7 protein-coding genes are annotated in these 21,341 nt (G+C 45.6%); 6 read left to right on the top strand and 1 reads right to left on the bottom strand.

All coding sequences use genetic code 11. The features are described from left to right. The first annotated feature begins 45 nt into the window (after nt 1-45). The 4 genes from KUA49_RS03130 (at nt 46) to KUA49_RS03115 (ending at nt 8,925) form a co-directional block, all read left to right on the top strand. Entirely contained in the window at nt 46-1,329 is a 1,284-nt protein-coding gene (locus KUA49_RS03130) for a hypothetical protein (RefSeq protein WP_218412065.1), read from the top strand. Between the two features lie 494 nt (nt 1,330-1,823). Further along, nucleotides 1,824-2,807, top strand: coding sequence for a hypothetical protein (locus tag KUA49_RS03125; protein WP_318331667.1), 984 nt, complete (start codon nt 1,824-1,826; stop codon nt 2,805-2,807). Nucleotides 2,808-2,920: 113 nt separating this feature from the next. Then, nucleotides 2,921-4,117 carry a fimbrillin family protein gene (locus KUA49_RS03120; protein ID WP_218412067.1) on the top strand — a complete coding sequence of 399 codons (1,197 nt, stop codon included), beginning with the start codon at nt 2,921-2,923 and terminating at the stop codon, nt 4,115-4,117. Nucleotides 4,118-4,143: 26 nt separating this feature from the next. Continuing rightward, nucleotides 4,144-8,925, top strand: coding sequence for a hypothetical protein (locus tag KUA49_RS03115; protein ID WP_218412068.1), 4,782 nt, complete (start codon nt 4,144-4,146; stop codon nt 8,923-8,925). Between the two features lie 133 nt (nt 8,926-9,058). On the opposite strand, the gene KUA49_RS03110 is transcribed toward KUA49_RS03115, so the two are convergent. Then, nucleotides 9,059-10,747 (bottom strand): transposase, encoded by a 1,689-nt coding sequence (locus KUA49_RS03110; protein ID WP_218413636.1) that lies wholly within the window; start codon nt 10,745-10,747, stop codon nt 9,059-9,061. A gap of 200 nt (nt 10,748-10,947) precedes the next feature. On the opposite strand from KUA49_RS03110, the gene KUA49_RS03105 reads away from it, so the two are divergent. Beyond that, nucleotides 10,948-12,132, top strand: a complete 1,185-nt coding sequence (locus KUA49_RS03105; RefSeq protein ID WP_318331666.1) for a hypothetical protein — start codon at nt 10,948-10,950, stop codon at nt 12,130-12,132. A gap of 74 nt (nt 12,133-12,206) precedes the next feature. Then, on the top strand, nt 12,207-21,125 hold the full coding sequence (locus KUA49_RS03100; RefSeq protein ID WP_218413371.1) for a hypothetical protein: 8,919 nt from the start codon (nt 12,207-12,209) through the stop codon (nt 21,123-21,125). The last annotated feature ends 216 nt before the right edge of the window (nt 21,126-21,341 follow it).

The raw sequence follows: 21,341 nt of genomic DNA, 5'->3' as shown, positions 1-21,341 counted from the left end.
GAATATAAATTATACGAGAATATAAAATTAAAAAATTACATGAATATGAAGAAATATTATTTTGTTTCAGCGATTGCAGCCTTGGCATTAGCCAGCTGCGCAAATGATGATTTCCTTGGCGAAGTTCCAGGAAACAACCCTAGTGCCGTAAATAGCAAGGAGATTAGCTTCAGTGGTGAAGCGGGAAAAATGAGTCGTGCAAATAAGGAGAACGCAGATGCAGCTTCTGCCCTTGGCAGTCGCTTTTGGGTATATGGAACCAAGAATATAAATAGCGAGAACAAATTGGTGTATAATAACTATTTGGTGAAATATATTGATCAAACAGGAACTACTCCGAATACAAAAGCATGGCAATATTCTGATTTGAATAACTCTAACGATGCAGGTGATGGAAATACCACCTATAACTATACAACAGCCATTAAAGATGCCTATAATACAAAACAGGGCCTTAAGTTCTGGGATTATAGTGCAAAAAGCTACACTTTTACTGCATTTTCTGCACCTTCAACAGATTTAAATGGTACTGATCCTAAAATCCAAATTGAGAAGAAGAATGATACCTACAAAATCACATTAAAGGAAGGAGCCGATGTAGATAAATTGTATTTCTCTGACAAAAAGGAAGTATCCACATCAGATTATCAGAAAGCTGTTAAGTTTACCTTCCGTAACATCATTGCAAAGGTACGTGTAGGTATGTATACCACCATCCCTGGATATAATGTAAAAATCACAAAGTTCTATACAGGTGATGATCAGAAAACAGAACATACCGATAAATTCGCAGCCAATGCAGAGAATACTGCATTAGCAATAGATGGTCAAGAATATACAGTATCTTACGATAATACAGGAACTCCAAAATTGGAAATTCCAACAACTGGTCGTGCTGCAACAAAAGCAACAACGCTTGTACTTGGCAGCAACTTGCTTAACAATAACCTTGGCACAACAAAAGAGACCGCTACCTACGACAAGAGCGATAAGGCTTTTACATGTTTCTTACCTCAGGAAGCAACCAAAGATATGCAAATCAAGGTAGACTATCAGCTGACCTCAACAGATGGTTCAAATGAAACGATTGATGTGAAAGGCGCAACTGTATCTGTAGGAAAAGACAAAATTAATTGGGAGATTAATCATTCTTACACCTACATCTTTAAGATTTCGGTAAATACAAATGGTACTACCGGAGGAGAAGGTTCTACAGTTGGTCTCTACCCTATTACTTTCGATGCGGTTGTAGAAGACTTCACAGAATCTAAAGATTTTGATGAAGAAGAATTTAAGAAGCCAGATAGCACCACCGCCGGCCAGCAATAACATATCAATTACTGAAGTTTCGCAAGTAGCATTCTACCGTCCCCGAAGGGGGCGAATGTGAATAACCGCGGGTGGAATGACCGAAGGGAATGGAACCTGCGGATAGTCACAGATACTCTCTTATCGTCCCCAAAGGGGGCGAACAGGAGCAAGACTGGATGTGGTTCGCCCCCTTTGGGGACGCTTTCTCCCTACTATTAGTTTGTCCGCAGGTTCCATGACCTTCGGTCATTCCACCAGCGGTTATTGAAAGTTGGCCCCCTTCGGGGACCGGAGGTTACTTGCGAAACTTGAATCAATTAGAATTTATCATTCAATGAATGTTTAAACACATTATATTCATATTCTTTATGGCTTTATGCCTGTTGTCCTGCTCCTCTTCGGGGCAGGACGACCCGTTTATACCAGAGCCTCAGCAAGTGGGGATTTCTTTTGGCGGAAATAGCGGATCGTGGCAGGATGCGAGTTCTCGTGCAGGAGAAGGGGAAACGGGATTGGAAAGTCTTTTTTCTTCCTTTAAAGTTTGGGGATACAAGGCCAAAAACATAGATGGAGGTTCAAATGAAAATGGAGGTTCAAACAACGATGGAAGCACCAATTCTTCTATCCAAAAAGTGATGGACGGGTATTTGGTTGATTGGAATACTTCATCCAATGACTGGGAGTATATCGGGAAATATAACGTTTCCCTCAATCTCAAACAAACCATCAAATACTGGGATTATTCCGCCCTTCAATATCGCTTCTGGGCTTATGCTCCTGCTACTGCCCACGACGTAACCGCCAGCGAGAACACGAATACCAATTCGCATTCCATCACCATCCCTTACGAATTCAACTCCAACGCCACCCTTACCTCTACCCCTTATATCTCGAATCTCTGTATCCCGAAAATCGGAGACCAGGTGAAACTTACTTTCGTACCCCTTATCGCCAAGGTAAGATTCAAATTCAAATACAACGATAAACAGATTGCTTCCATCACAGAAATCTCCTTCCGGGATGAACGATGGAAACCAACTGGCAATGGCAATTTCCAATGGTCAGGTTCAGCAGAAGCTAAAACCCCTGTTGCAGGAAATATCATTGCCACCTATCCCCTTTCAGAAACCAGCACTGATGTTTCCAAAACCTGGAAAACAACCCAATCTGGCATTATCGAACTCACCATCCCTTACGAGGAAGATACCGACAAGAACCATCAAACCGAGATTCGCCAGAAATGGTATTTCATGCCACCCATGGATATCGCCCATTACCAACAAGGCAATTATATCCTCTCCGCCAAAATAGAAGGAAATCAAGTCTCCGCCACAGTCGGCAGCGAATACATGCAATGGAAGGCAGGCTTTCAATATACCTACATCTTTAAGGTTTCGGAAACCACTTCCAGCATCACCTTCGCCGAAGTAGAGGTGGAGCAATGGAACAAAAATTCCAATATCGACAACAACGGCACTGGTACCGGCGACTGGTAAAAGCCGCTAGTAAATGCGCCTAAAACAGCATCAGCAAAGCAGGTCACAGCAAAGCCAGCCTCAGCAAAGCAGGCTTCTACTAATTCCTCAACAAAACGAAGAAATAGAAATATATGAAGAAACTGAAATATATCCTCAGCCAGTTTGCCATTCTCGCAAGCCTCAGCGCCTGCGACAGCAGCAATATGTCCGTACAGCATTCCGACCAGTACGATGAAATCACCTTCACCGTAGAAACCCAGAAAGTAGAAAACCAAAAGGCAAAAAGCCAGAATGCAGAAACCCGTGCCAACGAGTACGAGAAATACGACCCTACCCTACACCCCGGACAGATGGGCGTATGGGGATATCACTATGTTACCAAACAGCTGGGAGATGCAGGAACTTCTATCTTCAATAACCTGTTGGTAAGCTACGACAGCAGTCAGAATGCCTGGGGATATAGCGATCCGAAGAAATGGGAAGACTTCACGGATGCCCGCCATTTCGATTTCTTCGCCTACATGCCTTATCAGGAGGGAACAGGAAGCAGCATTGCTATCAGCACCGATGCCGATAGCAATACCGACACCTATACCCTCTCCGTTCCTTACGCCCCATCAACCTCTTCATCCAATTCCCCTTTCCTCATCGATGCTAAAAATGCGCCTATCATCTGTGCCCTTCCTGAGCATAGAACAGTGAAATCGGATCAGGATGAAAAACTCTCGTTTGAACATACCGTGAAGTTCAAGTTTGACCAGACGCTGATTGGCTATAAACTTCTCTTTAAACTCGACCCTACGATGGGAGCCATCCGCCAGTTTCATATCAAAAGCGTGAATATCACGGGCGAGATTCCTATCAGCGGCACCATCACCCGAGCGTTCACCTACAGTACCAACACAAAGAAATGGACAGCCGGCAAGATAATATGGAAGGACATCGCCACAAGAACCTATACGAAGGATGCTCCCGTCAGCATCCCTTATCAAAATACATCATCTTCTGAAAACCAATCATCTCCGTCTCTGGAAATCTCATCTACGGAATATCAGTCATGGGGCGACATCTTCTACACCATCCCCCTTGCCACCTTCCAGCCATCCATCAACGTAACCTACGATGTAAAGATGACGACGCAGGATGGCAAAACCCTTATCACCCGAGAGAATGTGACATCCTCCATTCTCCTGAACAAGGACAATTTCAGCAATATCAATACTGGCTCTACTGCCACCATCAATTCCATCCGCATCCTTATCCAACCCCGTTATCTCTACGTGATGAGCGACCAGGATGCCTACACGGGATATCTGCTGATAGATTAACGGACAAGAAAATATTACAGAAAAAAATGATCATACATTCTACAAATATCATACGCAGAAACCTGATGATGCTCCTCGCCTTCTGGCTGATGAGCATCCAGGCAGTATGGGCACAGAGCCTCAGCAAGAAAGATATTCAGGAAACTTGCAATTTTAAGGAAGGAACCATCTCGTTTACCATCCCTCAGGATAAGATACCGGAGGGCATAACGTGTACCTGGACGGTTAAGGTTAAGGCAGATGAAAAGGAAAATGTGAAGGAAGTGACTGATGCTGATGGTAAAAAGGTATCAGCAGACAGCAGAATGTTGACCCTGAACCTGAGTCAGGAAACCCTAAAGATAGAAGTATCGTATACCGATGCAGATAATACCACACAAACCGTAAGCCTCGACGATGTGGAGCCGAAGGTTTACGGCAAGGAATACAACGGCGAGAACAATACCAAAGTGAAATTCTATTCCGAAGAAGATTTTAAAGGAAAGGGTTCAAAAGAAGACCCTTACATCATCAGCACTGACCTGGAACTGGCGAAGCTGGCACATGATGTGACCAACGGAAAATCCCAAACTATGTATTCCGGCAATTACTTCCTGTTATCCTCAGATATCAACCTGAACAAAGGTATCTGGATGCCTATCGGAACCTTGAACGATACCAATGCCGGCTTCTTTGGAGGAACATTTGATGGCGACGGAAAGACCATCAGCAACATGAAGATATACTGGACCACCAATGGTACTAAAGAGGCATCGTGGGGTCTTTTCTCAAGATTGAAGGGAAAAGACGAGAACCACTATGCCACGGTTACCAACCTGATTATCGAGAATGCAAGTCTGGAAACCCAAAAGGATAAACTTCCTACCGGAACGGGTACGGTAAAAATCGGTATCGTAGCCAGCGACCTGGTTGATTATGCAGAAGTGAGCAACATCATCATCCGAAAATCAAAAATAACCGACCACGAAGAAAAATACACAGCAGCCAATGTCTGTCGAATTGGCGGAATCATCGGTTATCTGAACAATCAAAATTATAGAATCTTCAATCTTTCTTCTGATACGGAAATCAATATACATAAGAATGCCACGCTTAAGAAACCGGGAAGTGTAACGGTTGCCGGTGCCATCGGTTGTGCAACTCGTTGGGGTAATAGCAAGAAGAACATCATGCCTACCAACATCTATGTACATGGTAAGAATATGGTTACCAATAAGACAGGCAGCACGGGTAGCGTTGTAGCTTTTTATGGTCCAACCTATCAGAAAACATACCAGACCCAATATGGTGCTACCATCAATACCTGGTTCTACACTTCTGCAGTAGGAACAAACACCTACTCAGATGGTAACAGCAAGGAAACAGCTGACTTTGGCAAAGATTTTACGGATATCAACAATAATTTCATCAATACCTATCAACTGGAAAAGAAAACCTGGACGTATTCTTCTACTCCATCACAGTTTTCTTTCAGTTCCGTCCATCTGAGTTTCAAACGTGCAGAAACAGACGAGCTGACCGTATTGACTGAAGCAGGAGTAGAATCAAAAGAGACATACGACTGGTATGCTACTGATGAGAAAGGAGAATGGAAGAAAGTGAATACAGAAACCAGCAATACATTCATCTTGCCTCGTCAGGATTACGACCAGAGTGTTTATGCCATTGGAGGTGGTGCACGCACCAATGCCGTGCTGGTGAAGGCGATTCACGTAAATGCATCTCTCGCAACCAGCGGAAATACCTATACCGTGACTGTAACCAACGATACAGAAGAGAAATACAGCAATAAAGAGTTGGGATTGAATATCACTTACAAGTGGTATAATGGCGATACCGAGCTATCATCAGAAACCTCCTCCAGCTTTAAACGTCCATCTACTGCATCTTATAACGATAAATACAGCTGCCATATTCTCGTTACTTCGGGCGGAAAGACTTTTCTCGATACCAGGGTAAGTGCCACAACCGTGGTTTATCTGAGCCCAACATCGGGTGATGACAACAATAATTCCGGCTACACGAAAGAAGAACCTATGAAGACCTGGAAGGGAGCTTACAGCAAGCTTTCGAAAGCTGGTTCATGGGACGAGAACATCATCGTATTGATGGGTGAAAGTAGCAAAGAAGTTACCAATAACACGATAAATGGTTTCAATATTACCAACAATAATACAGGAGGTAATATTCTTACCAAAGAAAAATGGGATAATGCCCAAAAGAATTCTCCACTCTTCCGCAACGTGACTATTACCGGCGAATATGGCGATTATAAAGGTGGCGGTTCCATCGAGATTACCAGTCTCGACAAGGGTCTTCCTCTTTGGGGAGATACCCGCTTTGAGAATATCACCTTCAAAAATACCAGTCCAGGCGGTTCTTCCTATAAAAACATCTTCTGCCAATACAATAACCTGGAGATGGGTAAAGGCATCAAGATGGAAGGTTTCAAAGATAACGCCATCAATTATGGTACCATTGATGGTGCCGTAACAACCCCTATGCAGATATTCGGCGGTTTCAGCAACGATGGTCGTTTCTATCCGCTGAACAACAAGAAAAACATTGAAGCCTTCGAAACATCCATGCCGCATGGCAAGGAGGGTTTCAGCATCACCATCAAGTCGGGCTTCTATTCTGCCATCTGTGTGGGTGGTCGACAGACTATCGCCCAAGACACCATTGGTAATCAGCTGAATGGTGTGATGGGAACGCCTAACCTGCCAATCAAGTGTACCATCACGATGGATATTGACAGAGAATGGAATGATAAATACAATGATAATCAAAAACTAAAGAGCGATTACGATGCCGGTATCATTCTTGCCGGAAACCACGAGGGTGCCATGTATGCCGATGTGGATATCATCATCAAGAGTGGTAAGGTGGCTCGTATCGTTAACGGAACCCTGGGTGCCGAGCGTCCATTCACGTTGAAATACGGAAACAAGACCTACAATGTTCCTATGAATACCTTTATGGGGAGAGCCAATATCCTGCTCGACCCAGCCAGTTCAGAATATAAGGACAAAGATAAGTTCAAGGATAACGACCGCGTGGTTGTTACCGAACTTTATGGCGGTAGTATGGGTCGTGGTCATGCTGGCAATATAACAATCAACAACCCATTCTATGGCTACAGCGCCATCACCATCAATGGCGGAACCTTCAAGATCCTGCCTGAAAGCAACACCGAGAAGGAAAAAATCCTCTGCGGTATCTTTGGTGCAGGAGCAGGTGGTATGAACGGTATCGGTTATGGTAAAGACGATGCCAAGACCCATACACCGGATCAAAGCATCGCCTACTGGAATGATACTAAAGACGTGATGCTTTATGGTCCTTACTCAGTTGCCAAGAGCAATTTGGTTTCCTACCGTTGCTATAACGCAGGAGATTATACTTATGCCTATGTAGATCCTCTCAAAACCAACACCCAAATCATCATCAATGATGGTATCTTTGGCTCTAAAGATAAAGATGGGGAGATTGACGGTATCTATGCCGGAGGTAGCGGATATATGAGTCCGGGACTGTGGACTTCTTCCAGCGCCATCCCAAGTAAGACGGGTGGTAATGTATATGGAAGCGAGGGAGAAACAGCCGCTGTATCTCTTACCATCAATGGCGGCACCTTCTATTGCAAGAACGGTATCTTTGCGGGAGGACGAGGCACCTACTGGTATTACTCCAAAAATCCTTACGGAGCCAAGGAAGGAAAGGGACAAGCCAGCGACTATACTGCCCTCGGTCAGACCTACGGCAACGTAGCACTCAATATCTATGGCGGAACCTTCCATTGCCCTATCTTCGGAGGCGGATATGGTGTGGCAGATGCAAGATTGTATGGTACAGTCAATGATATCTCTACCCTCTTGGAGATGGCTCGCATCTACGGCAAATCCAACGTTACCATCTATGGCGGAACCTTCTATCAGAACATCTATGGAGGTGGCGATATGGCAGTGGTAGAAAACATAAAAAAATATGCAAACAACACGATTATAAGAAAAGATGCCACCAACGTGATTATCGGCGATAAAGCCAATATCCTCGGTTCTGTCTTTGCAGGCGGAAAAGGAAGAAAGAGACGTCTTACCAGTCCTATAGCTACAACCCCGGTATCAACAGATGGCTTTACCCAACTCCCAGATTCTGTGGGAAAGGTAATCGGCAATACCAACGTCACCTTCACCGGAAGCAGCCAGCAGGCACCTTCCATCTATGGCGATATCTATGGCGGCGGAAACTATGCACAGGTAGATGGCAGCACCAACGTTAACATCTTCGCAGCCAACTTCGCCGGACAGATATTCGGTGGCGGTATGGGTAATATCAAGGATGAATCGGGCACAGAACTGACCGATACGAAGAAGTTCACTTCTGCCGATATTTCAGGCGATACCAACGTGAATCTGGCACAGGATATGGGTGGACAGGAAGAAGGCGACGACGGAAAGCCAAAAGACAGCTTCTCCATCAATGTCATCTGGAATAAGATATGGGATGAAAAGAAAGGTATCATTAAATGGACCAAAGAAAACGATACTCTTTTCTATGGCAGCGATACGCCAGACGGCGATCCTCATTTCCTGAATCCTCATAATATCTATGGTGGCGGTAATCTTGCCTGCAACGTAAAAGGTGTTGCTACTGTAGAGGTGCTGAAGGGTATGACTCCATTCGATCTTCTGAACACAAAAGAATGGAAGGAATCGTATGACGACAACAACTTCCCCAGCCCGTCCGAGAACGGCCGTTTTGGGGTGTATCATAGAGGGCAGAACCGCTATCACGACTCCACCTAAGCCCCTCTAAGGGCATATCTTTTTTCATCTTAAAATTTTAGTTTATGTTAAACAATTCGTCATAAGGGCTTAAAATGGCCGATATGAACACTAATAGAGCGTGTTTTTCGATGGTATTGATCCCTACAGGTCATTATCCAAGAGAAGCAATCAAAGCAGGTACACCTTTGAGAGATATGGCACGACGAAGGTTATAAGATAGGCAAAAGAGACCCATCTCAGCAGTTACTTTCAGTTTGCCTTTCAGTAAAAAGTAGTATTGCCCAAGTGCTCGCTTCATGGTTCCAAAAGGATGCTCGGAGAGGCATTTGCGATTGTCCATCTTGTTCTGATCTAGATGTAAAACGTAACGGACACCCTTCTTCACGATCTTCATTCTTGGAGGTTTTGGCTTGTCCTTATTCTCTTCTTTGAGTTGCTTGCGTTTTGCTTCGGTTGCCTTTATCAAGGTGTCTTTGTTGAAGTCTGCCTCCTTGAACTTCTGGATGGTACACTTGCACTTGCATTTTTTACATGCAAGCTTGTTGCAGTAGCGGATCATACCGTTTCTTTTGATAGACTTTTGCCTCAGGATTTCTCCTTGCGGACAATAGACAAGATTGCGTTCGGCATCCCTCACGAAGTATCCTTCAAGAGCCTTGGCACGCATCTGCCCGGGAGTCATCTTCAGTACAGCAGACTCTGCTACATCAGAAGTGTACTCCTTGACCTCTACAATCTGTGCATCGGTTAAAAAATCCTTGTAGGCTTCCGGTATGACTGCAGCTTCAAGACATGCCTTCAAATCTTCTGGATTAGTACTTGACTTTTGTTCGTCAGTTATGGTAGCTTCGTTATAGTCAAACTGAACCTGCTCCGTGCAGCTGCCATCACGTTGGATGACATTTGGTACGATACCATTAGCCAATGCATCTGCATGATCCTCGGGACACTCGTACCCCTTGTCTGCAGTTGATTCAAGAACGTCAACACCATAATCGGCTTTCACCTCAGATGCTACGCTTGTAAGCTGACCATGGTCTGTTGGACTGTTGGTTACCAGGAAGCCTGCTATCATATGGCTCTCCGCATCAACTGCAGTTTGCACATTATAACCGACACAAAAGCCTTCGTTGGCTTTCATTAGTCGGGAATCAGGATCGGTTAAGGAAATCTGGCTTTCACCACTTTTCTCAAGTGTATCACGGTATCCCTCATAGCGTTCCTTGCGCTCCTTGCAAACATCAAGCTTACGTTGCAACTCATCTTTAGAGAGCCTGCGTCCTTCCTCATGATCGTATGCTTCAAGTTCTTCCATATAGATTGAAATATGTTCATCAAGACGCTTGATTCGGTCATCGAGTTTGCTTAGAGTAAGGTTGTTGTCTTTAGCATTTACAGCCTTAAACTTGCTTCCATCAATAGAGATGTACGACTTGGAAAAGAGCTTCAGTCCCATACAAAACTTGTTGAACTCTTTAAAAACTTTAGTAATAGCCTTCTTGTTGTCCTTGCGGAAATCGGAGATTGTACGAAAGTCAGGAGTCAGCTTGTTGAGCAGCCACATTACCTCTACGTTACACTTGCACTCACGAGCAAGTTTGCGAGAGGAACGTACCTGATAGAAGTAACCATAAATATAGAGTTTGAGGAGATCGCGAGGATCATATCCAGGAGTACCTGTCTCTGCAGGAGTACTGCGGACGAATCCCAGTTCATCCATTTTGAGATTATCGACAAAAGCATCAAACAAGCGAACAGGGGCGTCAGCCTCTACATACTCGTCAATGCAATCAGGGAAAAGAACCCTCTGTCGTCTATCTTGTCCTTTTTTATATGCCATATCTTTCTTGTTTTTTACTACAAAAATACATAAAATAATTGAGAATCAAGAAGATACGAAGTTAATTAACTATAAAGAGCAAAAGAAAAATGCCCAATTCAGTTGTTTGCTTCCCTAATTAAGTTTTCGGACGGCCTCTCCCTCACTTCTCGGTATTCGGTGGCGGATATGGTGAGCACACTTCCGTTGCCTATACCGATGTGACAGTGAATGTGGAAGGAGATTATAGCGATTATGATGCCGAGGTGGATGACGAAGACAATACCGAGCAAATGGCTCGTCCTCACAACCGCAGAAACGCCTCAAAGACAACCATCCCGGTTTTCGACAACTCCAAGGGTATTCCTAACTTCACCATCCTGGGCGTATTGGGTGGCGGATATGCCGGCACCGTAACCAGAAGTACCAAGGTAACCGTAGATGGAAACACCTTCCTGCACCGTGTATATGGCGGAGGATTCGGTGATCCTTACAAGGATAAAGACAACACGACGGGACAGATAGGAGATATTGCTTACGAAGATTCACGTACAGAGGTTTTTGTGAAAGGCGGAAACATCTATGGCGATGTTTTCGGCGGTGGTGCAGGTGTGGCGCCAAAGACTGCTACAGGCACCCACTTCATCGACGTGGCTCGTGTCATCGGCAAGACCATAGTTGAGATTTCTGACAATGCCAAAATCTATGGTAAGGTTTATGGCGGTGGAGATATGGCGAATGTAGGACCTAAAGATTATACTCCTAATTACAAGATAAAGCCACAAAGCTATTCAAACATTAACAAAGAAAAAGGCGATATCATCTATGATGATGAAATCAATCCGTCATACATATCAAAAGACTTCCGCACCCTGGTGAATATCATCGGCGGCGACATCTTCGGTTCCGTATTCGGTGGCGGCAAGGGTCTTCGCAGAAATGCGGCACAGCAGTATGACCAGATAGGTCGCATCAATGGTAACACCATCGTTCACGTAGCCAACACGGCAGCTACGTCCATCAATTCCGTCGCACTCGATTATTACGGCAATACCGTGCCATACGTATGGTACAACATCTATGGCGGTTGTGCCTATGGTACGGTAGATGGCAACACCCTGGTGCATATCGAGGGTGGTATGCTGGGTCGTGACATCTTCGGTGGAGGCTACGGCGATATTGAAATCTCTGAAGAGAACCAGGATACCCAGGAAGTGCCCGGAGAAAAGGATTCAGCCCATAAGGCTACCTACGCCAACATTCTCGGCAACACCAAGGTACAGATGGATGGCGGAACCTGGATATGGAACCAGAATGCCGATATCAACGGCAATATCACCACCTGGCTGGCAGCACAAGGCAACGGTAAGAAGATCTGCAACTCTATCACAGATTCAGGGAGATAACAGAAGATATTCTGAAGGCTGAAACCAAAGACCAGCTTACCAATGCCCAGGCAAAGGCGGCTATAGAAAGCATCTTGAACGATGAGGACAGCCAGCAGTTCTTCAGCTTTACGAACGAAAAACTCCTCTCGGGATGTTTCAAGAAGAATAACAATATCTATGGCGGCGGCAACCGTGCCTGCTTCGTGGGTACCTATACCGACAACAACGCAACAACAGCAGAAAAAGAAACCGGAGAGGCTATCGTAATCATCAACCACTCGCCTCTGGATGATATCATCGACAAGAACGGCGAACCGCTCAGTATGTTCGACTTCACCACCCTTCCGGGGCTTTGCTGGTATATCAGCAGCAAGAATGTTGCCGACCCTCAGTTCTCCGTTTTCGGTGCCGGATATGGTGCCAATACCAAGGTGGCTAAGGCGACGGTGTATGCACAACCGGGTAGCCATATAGATGACGATGGTGTCATCGAAGTAGATGGAGCGAAATACCGCTATCTCAGTCAGAAAGAAGACTTCAAAACATACACCGATTTCGAGAAAAGCCTCTATGAGGAATTCAAGAAAGTTTCCAAGGAAGAAAAGAAAAAATATTATGGCAGTGTGGATGGCGGCAATAACGATGGTACGGACAACGACCCGGCAACCTTCCGTCGCTATCGCGTAAGTCGTCTGGCGTGGACGCTCGGTGTACCGGGCTTCTCTTTCCAGACCATCCATGGTGGCGGTTTCTCAGGATATGTAACAGGCAATACCTACGTGGAAACCGACTGCCAGCTTTTCTGCGAAAACATCTATGGTGCAGGTCTCGGTGCTGTGCCTTTCGGAGAATATACCACGGGCAAAGACTATGACTTCGGAAAGGTAGGTGGCAACTCCAAGATATTCATCAAGTCGGGCTTCGTCGGACAGAACGTATATGGCGGCGGTGCCGGAGTGGAGTCGGTCAAGAACAAGGATGGAAAATACATCGACTTCCCTGATATGGCAAACGTGCAGAAGACAGAGGTACATGTATATGGTAGAAAGCTGCATTTGAAAGATACCAATATCGAGATAGACCGTACCCTGGTTATCGGAAGCGTATATGGTGGAGGCGATGTGGCAAACGTTGGAAACAAGGATACCAGCAACAAAGACGATGCCAGCAACAAAGACGATACCAGCAACAAAGACGATGCCTCCCATCGCACCACGTTGGTCAACATCCGAGGTGCCGGCATCTATTCGCAGGTGTTCGCCGGAGGCAAGGGCCGTCTTGCCACCCAATGCGGCGACGTCACACACTTGGGTGCCATCTACGGCAATACCAGTTTGCTGATAGACCGACCAGTCATCACCTATCCATACAGGACAGAAACTGGCGTTCCCGAAGATCCTTCTTCAGATAAGAACATGGCGCATCCTGCTGACAACATCAACGCAACCATGCTGCCATTGCTGATGGAAAAAATCTATGGTGGTTGCCAGAACGGAACGGTATATGGTAACACCTTCGTCACCATCTACGATGGAAGAATAGGTCATGGCATCTATGGCGGAGGTTTGGGCAGCTGCGATACCCTCAGCGTAGATAAAGAGGAAAAAGTAGCCATCACCTCGGCAGACGTAAAGGGTAACACCAATGTATATATCAAGGGCGGCCAGGCAATGCTCACCTCCTACTGGCTGGCAGATACCCGTTTCTGGGAACCGGCATTCATCGATGAAAAAACCAGTATCACCTACTCTCCACAATACAACCACCAGGCTTTGAAGTTCAAAATCAACCACAACATCTATGCCGGTGGAAACATAGCATGCGTGGTAGGCAAAGATGCTCATCTCACCATGGAAAAGGGATTGCTGCATGATGATACCCAGGTGGTTTATGGAGTAAAAGTGAAATTCTTCGATACCATGGTATGGAAGGAGATATATAATAAGGTGGGATCACCTCACTTCTGCGTATTCGGTGGCGGCTATGGCGAACATACTGTCATCAAGGGCAACACCCATGTGAACATCGCCATGACTGGAAGAGGAAGCAAGATTGACCCATCCATCGATTTGAAGAAAGGCGAAGAATACAAGCACTTCTGGAGCGGATATTCCGTGATGGACTTCGTGGGTGGCGGCTACTCAGGTAAGGTAGAAGGTGAAACCTACGTAACAGGAGATGGTGGTGCCTTCTGCCGCCGACTCTTCGGTGGCGGATTCTACAACTCCGTCAAGGCCACCCATGTGTATATCCATGCGATGGACTGCCGTGACATCTTCGGCGGCGGTATGATGGGTGATGTGGAAAAGAGTACCACGGTAAATATCGGAACCCAAAATCCTTCTGCCGCATCATCAGAAAGCACTTTCAGCAACAAGGACATCTTCATCCATGGCAATGTGTACGGCGGTAACGACGTATCGGGCTATGTAAACGTAGTTGAGAAGAATGGTAACTTCACGGATAATGAAGGCACTGGTACACATATTAATATATATGGCGGTAAGATTGACGGCGATGTATATGGTGCCGGCAACGGTGACTACCTCTATGCCTTGGACAGAAAGGGCAACACCCAGATTACCGTGAACGAAAACTATCCACTCAACCTGAACGACCCAAATTCGGAAACCACGCCATTGGTATTCACCGTACCGATGAGAGAGAACATGCCTTCTCACAAGGCAGCCAGCGATGCAGCCAAAATGGTGAACATCAACTCGTGGAGACCGATGACCAACAAGGTGAATATCAATATCATGGGCAACAGCAACGAGGATTACGTTCTTATCAAGGGCGATGTATATGGTGGAGGTAACTCAGCCACCGTGCTCAAGGCACAGAAAGCCGATGCGCAGGCAAGTGCGCAGGCTAGCTCTCAATCAGGTAGCCAGACCGTTGCCCAAACCATCAAAACCGTGGGTAGCGTGGATATCAAGATTGGCAGTAATGTCAACATCCGAAGCGTATTCATGGGCTGCAACGGCGATGCACTCTTCACGGCATCCGAAGACAATAACTTCATGAACAAGTTCCAGAAACTGAATGGCGACTACTATGACACCAGCAAGGAACTGGACTTCGCAGATTCTATCGACTGGGAGAACGACCCTTCCAACAAGGGTATCAATACCCTGTATCTGCCAACAGAAAATGCCCAGCGCCCACTTGTCTATCCTCATCTGCTCGACCTCTACTTCCAGCCAGTAGAGATGAACATCCAGGGAAAATTGGACTGGGATAAGAACTTGAAGAATTGTACCATCGGTTCCTTCTACTGTGGCGGTAACCGTGGTAACATGAACATCTATCCGGATGAAAAGGGCAAGGTGGTAGATTATTCCTTCCCAGAAGGTCTCACCATCACCAGCAAGATTGTGGGTGGCTGCAACAATGCCAACTACGACTATAAGGGTAAGGTAACCCACGAAGGCGGTTATCTGCTCGGTCAGGCTCATTCAACAGACCCTTTCATCAAGCTGACCATCAAGAATAAGTTTAAACCAACCATCGTAAACAATGAAGCTTATCAGGGCGGATGCGTTTATGGCGGCTGCTTCAAGACGGGAACGGTGAGAGGTGACGTAACCATCGACCTTCAGAGCGATATGCTTGCCGGTAAGGAAAAGGCGAAACTGGAGAAATCGAACGATTATCTTGCCAGCAATCCAGACTACTCCAGCCTCAACGTTTATGGTGCAGGCTATGGTATGGAGAGTTATGTATACGGCAATACCAATATCATCATGGGTAAGGATATGAAATGTTCTGAACCTAAGACAGAAGGTGGTAAGTTCCAGCCTTGCGGTGTAAACGGAGCTACAGGTGTATCAGCCAACTTCATCTATGGTGGCGGTCAGCAGGGTAATGTCATCGGTCTTACCAATGTGGATATCCTCAATGGTCACGTCTTCCGTTCGGTAACCGGAGGTTCCTATTCTGGCTATGTCTATGGTTCAACACAGGTAAAGGTGGGTTATCCAACCTATTACAAGGTGAAATCATTGAAGAACGGCAGATATATCCTAAACCGTACCGACAAGAAGAATATCGGTCTGATGAACAAGGATGGAAACACAGAGACTCCAACCATCAAGCAGGAGATTCATCTGCTTGCCGGTGAGTTGGTATCGAAAGGTGTATATGATGATATTGTTGCCATAAACAACGGGAAAGAGATTGACATAACCCAGCAGAAGACTAACTATTTCGAAGAAGTAACACCCGAAAACGCTTCATGGGATGGCGTAAATATTCATATCGATGAAGCAATTTATGGCGGAGGTTATTCCCTCGCTCAGGGTACATCCGTGCTGGCAAATAATACCACCGTACTGAAGCTGACGAAGGAATTCAATGTAGATGAAACCTTCTCTAGCAGCGACGAAAATCTGGAAGCTCTCAAGAATCTGCCGGGCGGAACCACTGCCGGTTTTGGAGGTAACACCCTGATTCTGGTAGGTGACAGCAAAGAGGCTGAGCATATCACCATCTCACAGCAGGATATGAAGGAAATCAACCTGCCAGCAGGAACCGATCTCTATGGTTACTACTACCGCTATTTTAAAGACGATGAGGCTTACAAGAACCAGAAATATACCTATCGATTTATCTCAGAACCAGAGAAATATACCAAAGGCAATACGGCTCCATCAGACTTGGGAGGCATCAGAGAGAATAAATTCTATGAGTATGACAGCGAAGGCGGTATCTTCGGCGACGGCCACCTGTCATACGCTCAGGGATTCCGCAGTGCCGATATCACAGGATATGGTTTTGCGGAGCATACCATCGAAGACCCGAAGATTATCAATACCTTCCAACGACTGGACATTCTCCGACTCGAAGACAACTGTTTCTCTCTGCTCGGAGCACGCGACTATACGGTCAATGAAATCAACAAGACACCTTACTCCATTGCCCGTGTGGGTGAAATCAAGATGGAGGCTACAGATAAGATAGCATTGACTGACGATAAGAAGCTGCAGACCCGACCAGAGAATACTTCGGTTTATCAGGTAAAGGCAAGAAACTATATGGGTTTGGTGAACAACATCCATTATGTGGGTGCGGTTCTTTCAAACACTAAGTTTACAGATATCTGGTATGACGAAAATGGTGCAGCAAGGGATAAGTCTTATCTGAAAAATAAGCAAGAATTCATTCAGAAGTTTAACGATTCGGAAAAGAAGGATGTAACCACATTCCAGAACCGCAACAATGGTACCGCCAAGAACATGGTAGGTATCGCATCGGGTTATGCACTGAAGATTCAGAACGTACAGGAAATCATCAATCAGGGCACGCAGAAGATGCAGGAAATCATCTACTATGGTCCTATTCATGGCGTCATAGAGATGAACCTTGTCTATGCCCGCGATGGTGAAGGTGGTGGATATGTATATGCCGACAATATACACGAGAACAAAGACTTCCTCGAAACGACAGGTAACTTCGTATTCCCAACGAATATGAACAATAATAAGAACAACCGTTATATCATCGACGACTGTTCGCCTACAGGTTTCTATGCCATGAATGAAGAAGTTCCTGACACTAAATCAGAAATCCACTACTGGTATGTTACCGGATACCACTATTATTATAATGCCCACATCACAGGTTATACCTATAAGAAACATATCGTCTTCTATAACGACAACTCAGATGGACTGACCGCTCTTGCCGGTTTGAAAGCCGGTCAGACTGTTACAATCAAGAGTTGGAAGATGAGAAGCGGACATGAAGATGATTATAAATGTGATTTGGAAAAGAATGCTCCAAATAATTACCGACTCTATGTGGGAGCATCTTCGGAGAAAAAGTACAAGGGACCTACCGAAGAAAGTACAGACAAAACCACAAATGGTTTTGCTGCCTGGCTCTTTATGACCCCACCTACAGAAGGAACCAATAATTATAATGTATACAATAGCAAGCTTCCAGCAGACATGACAGGAGATGCCAAGATTACATTCCGACTAGACGACCTTGGAGATAATTCCGACCCAGACTATTACCAGAAGCATCTCTCCAAAAAATGTCTGGCTACACTCGAACTGGAAGCTGATGCACCGAACGAAGTTGGGAAAAAATACCTCTACACCATATTCCTTACCATCGAGTACATACAGGGACCAACCTTCAAGGGTAATATCACCATCGACAACTGTGCCTTGCCGGGAGAGATGATCCGACTCAAGAAAGACCAGGTGAAGATTGCTGCCGACCAGGCTTTTGCTGCCAGCGGCTATTTCTGGCACATCGGTAAGTTGGAGAAAGATGAAACCGGAAAGACAACAACCGAGTTTGATGAAACGGAATCCTGGCTGCAGAATACCAAGGATTCGGAGAATACCTACAAGCAGGGAGATAAGATAGACGAGAACAGAACAGACCTCTTTGCAGGTAGCGTTTATGACAAGACACAGGATTATCTGGACATCCCAGCCTACTACTTTATGAACGGCTACGGCGTACAGTTGGGTATTACCATCAAAGGTTTCAATGATGAAAGTGATAACGAAACGGTATTCCCGGTTACCATGACAGCAGGCGATACACTCACCGTACACAACTATCACAGAATGTATCCGCAGATGTCGGGCATCGACCTTCATCTCCCTGACGCTATCAAGCGAGCAAAAGAAGACAAATACTTTGCTCAACCTCGCATCTACATCAACGAGCAGAGCGACCTGACAGCCTTTGGCAAGTTTATTCAGGAAGAATCCAACGATGGAGGCGCTGGTGCACAGTTCGTACTTCAGAAGGATCTTGACATTCCAGCCGACTATACCGGAAACAACAGCATCTTCAAAGGTATCTTCCATGGAAACGGTCATGTGATACGAGGATTGCATAACGATAAATGGCTCTTCACAGAAAACCAGGGCAACATCTATAACCTGGGACTGGAGAGTGGAAACATCACCCAAAAGGGAATGAATGATGCAAATGCTACAAAGGGATACCACTGCTGTTTCGAGAAAGAGCCAGCATCTATCTCCCCTATCGTATATGATATGAATGGAAAGAAGATGACCTATACCATCGCAGGAAAAGAGCTGAACTATACATTGGATGACTTCAAGTATGGTCGTGTTACCTATGATCTGAACGGATATTATCTCCGGGCTTTACAAGGCAATACCAGCCCAGAAGACAAGGCGGCATTGAAGTATATCTACGATTATTATGCCAACGGCGACTATCAGTATGCTCACCGTTCGGATGCCATTACGGGTAATAACACGGGTATCACCTATCTCCGTACCAGCGCGGATAGCGACCTGCCTAACTATGGTCAGACCGAAACCCGTCATGACAAGACCCACAAGATAGATGAGGCTCGTGCTATCTATACCGAAGCAACAGCAGAAAAGCCAGCTACCTTTACGGGCACATACCGTCCGCTGCTGAACGAGAATGATATGAACGACTTCCTCTTCTGGGGACAGAGTCTGCAGACTACTCCAGCAGATTATCCTGCCAAGATAGCATCGCAGCAGAATAAATACATGACCAACCGGGTATACCGGACAGATGCATATTACGGAAATACCAAAAAAGACTATTTCCACTACAATGCCTACAAACTGGACACCAAGAGCATGGGTACCTATGTTCATATCCCGACAACGACAGCTATCAACTTTGCTGCAACCGACAGGGATGAACCGGAGGTCTACGACAACCTTACCATAAAAGATGGAGTTACCCAGAACCTCCTGGTTTATACCGCAGCCAATGATACAAGCAAAGATAATGAGGCATACGATATCGTTGATAAGGCTTTGAATTATGACGAAAAGACAGCAGAGAGCAGCATCCAGGGACATCACATCGTGAAAACAGGAGAAACAACCTACACTACCCCATTCCTCCATCTCGTAGAGCGCACAGCTAATAACGAGAACAGCGAGGGCGAAACCTGCTATAACAACGACTTCTGCGTGCCTCTTGAATTCTCGGTAACCAACCATGCCTGGTATGTTCGCAAGCCGATGCTTTATGCTGAAAACACAACAGGAGCATGGGAAGGTATCAGTCTGCCGTTCACCGTACAGAAAGCTGTAGCATCGCTCAATGGTGAGATTACCCATTTTTATGGAACGAAAGATCTGCACCATGAGTACTGGTTGCGTGGTTTGACCGGTGTGAATGAAACAGAGAAGACTGCCACCTTCCAGCGACCGGGTACAGGTACTGGTCTGTTTAATTACGCCGGAAATACCACAGGTATGGATTATACATTCCATAATACCTTCTTCGTAGACACCTACGGAAACTGGCTATATAATAATGTGGAAAATCCATATTACGGAGAAACGCAGACCCTCAAAGGTTATCTGCCTCTCATGGCAGGAGTACCTTATATCGTCCGTTTCCCAGGTGAGCGTTATTATGAGTTCGACCTTTCCAGCAAGTTCTACAACAGTATTCTGAACAAGAAGGAAGATCCTCAGACTATCACTTTCCATGCTTATGCGAACATGGAACCTCAGAAGAAAGCCATCGTGATTCCTATCACGACAGACATGCAGACCATAAGCAATGGCTATGCCCACCGGGGAACCTTCGCTGCTAAGAAAGTGGCGAATGGAGGCATCTATGCGCTCAATACAGAGGGAACAGCATTCTGCAATACGGCAATCTCACAGACCGTGATGCCTTTCCGTACCTATCTGACTAAAGAAAGTACGAATGCCGGAGCCCGTTCTTCAGCAGTTCCTTCTGTAATTCGCATCAGCGAGACCACGGGCATCGACAGGATTGAGCCAGAGGCGAATGGAAACGATGAGGATACTCCAGCAGGAGAATACCTCCTCATCCGCCCTATCGGTGCTCATCGTGTAAGCATCGAGAGCACCTACGCCACCCAGCTCAAGGTATTCTCAACCACCGGTCAGCTTCACCGCATCCTGGATGTGCAGCCAGGCACCGCCACCTACAGCGGTTTCCCTGATGGAATCTACATCTTTGGAAAGGCTAAGGTTTTAGTGAAATAACAACAATTCGAAATAAGAAACAATAAAGATATATGACACTAAAGAATAAAATAAAGAAATTTCGCATGTGCCTACAGTATGCCCTAAATGGGCAAAGTCACAGAGCGCAATATGTCCTACTTCTGTTATTCATGATATTACCGGGAACTGGCACCAGGGCTCAGAGTACCTATGAGGAAAAACTGCTGTATTCCACGGATTTCCAAGACTGGGAAA

Origin of the sequence: Segatella copri, from assembly GCF_019249655.2 — a bacterium.
Classification (GTDB): domain Bacteria; phylum Bacteroidota; class Bacteroidia; order Bacteroidales; family Bacteroidaceae; genus Prevotella.
This window is presented reverse-complemented; position numbering and strand designations above follow the sequence as displayed.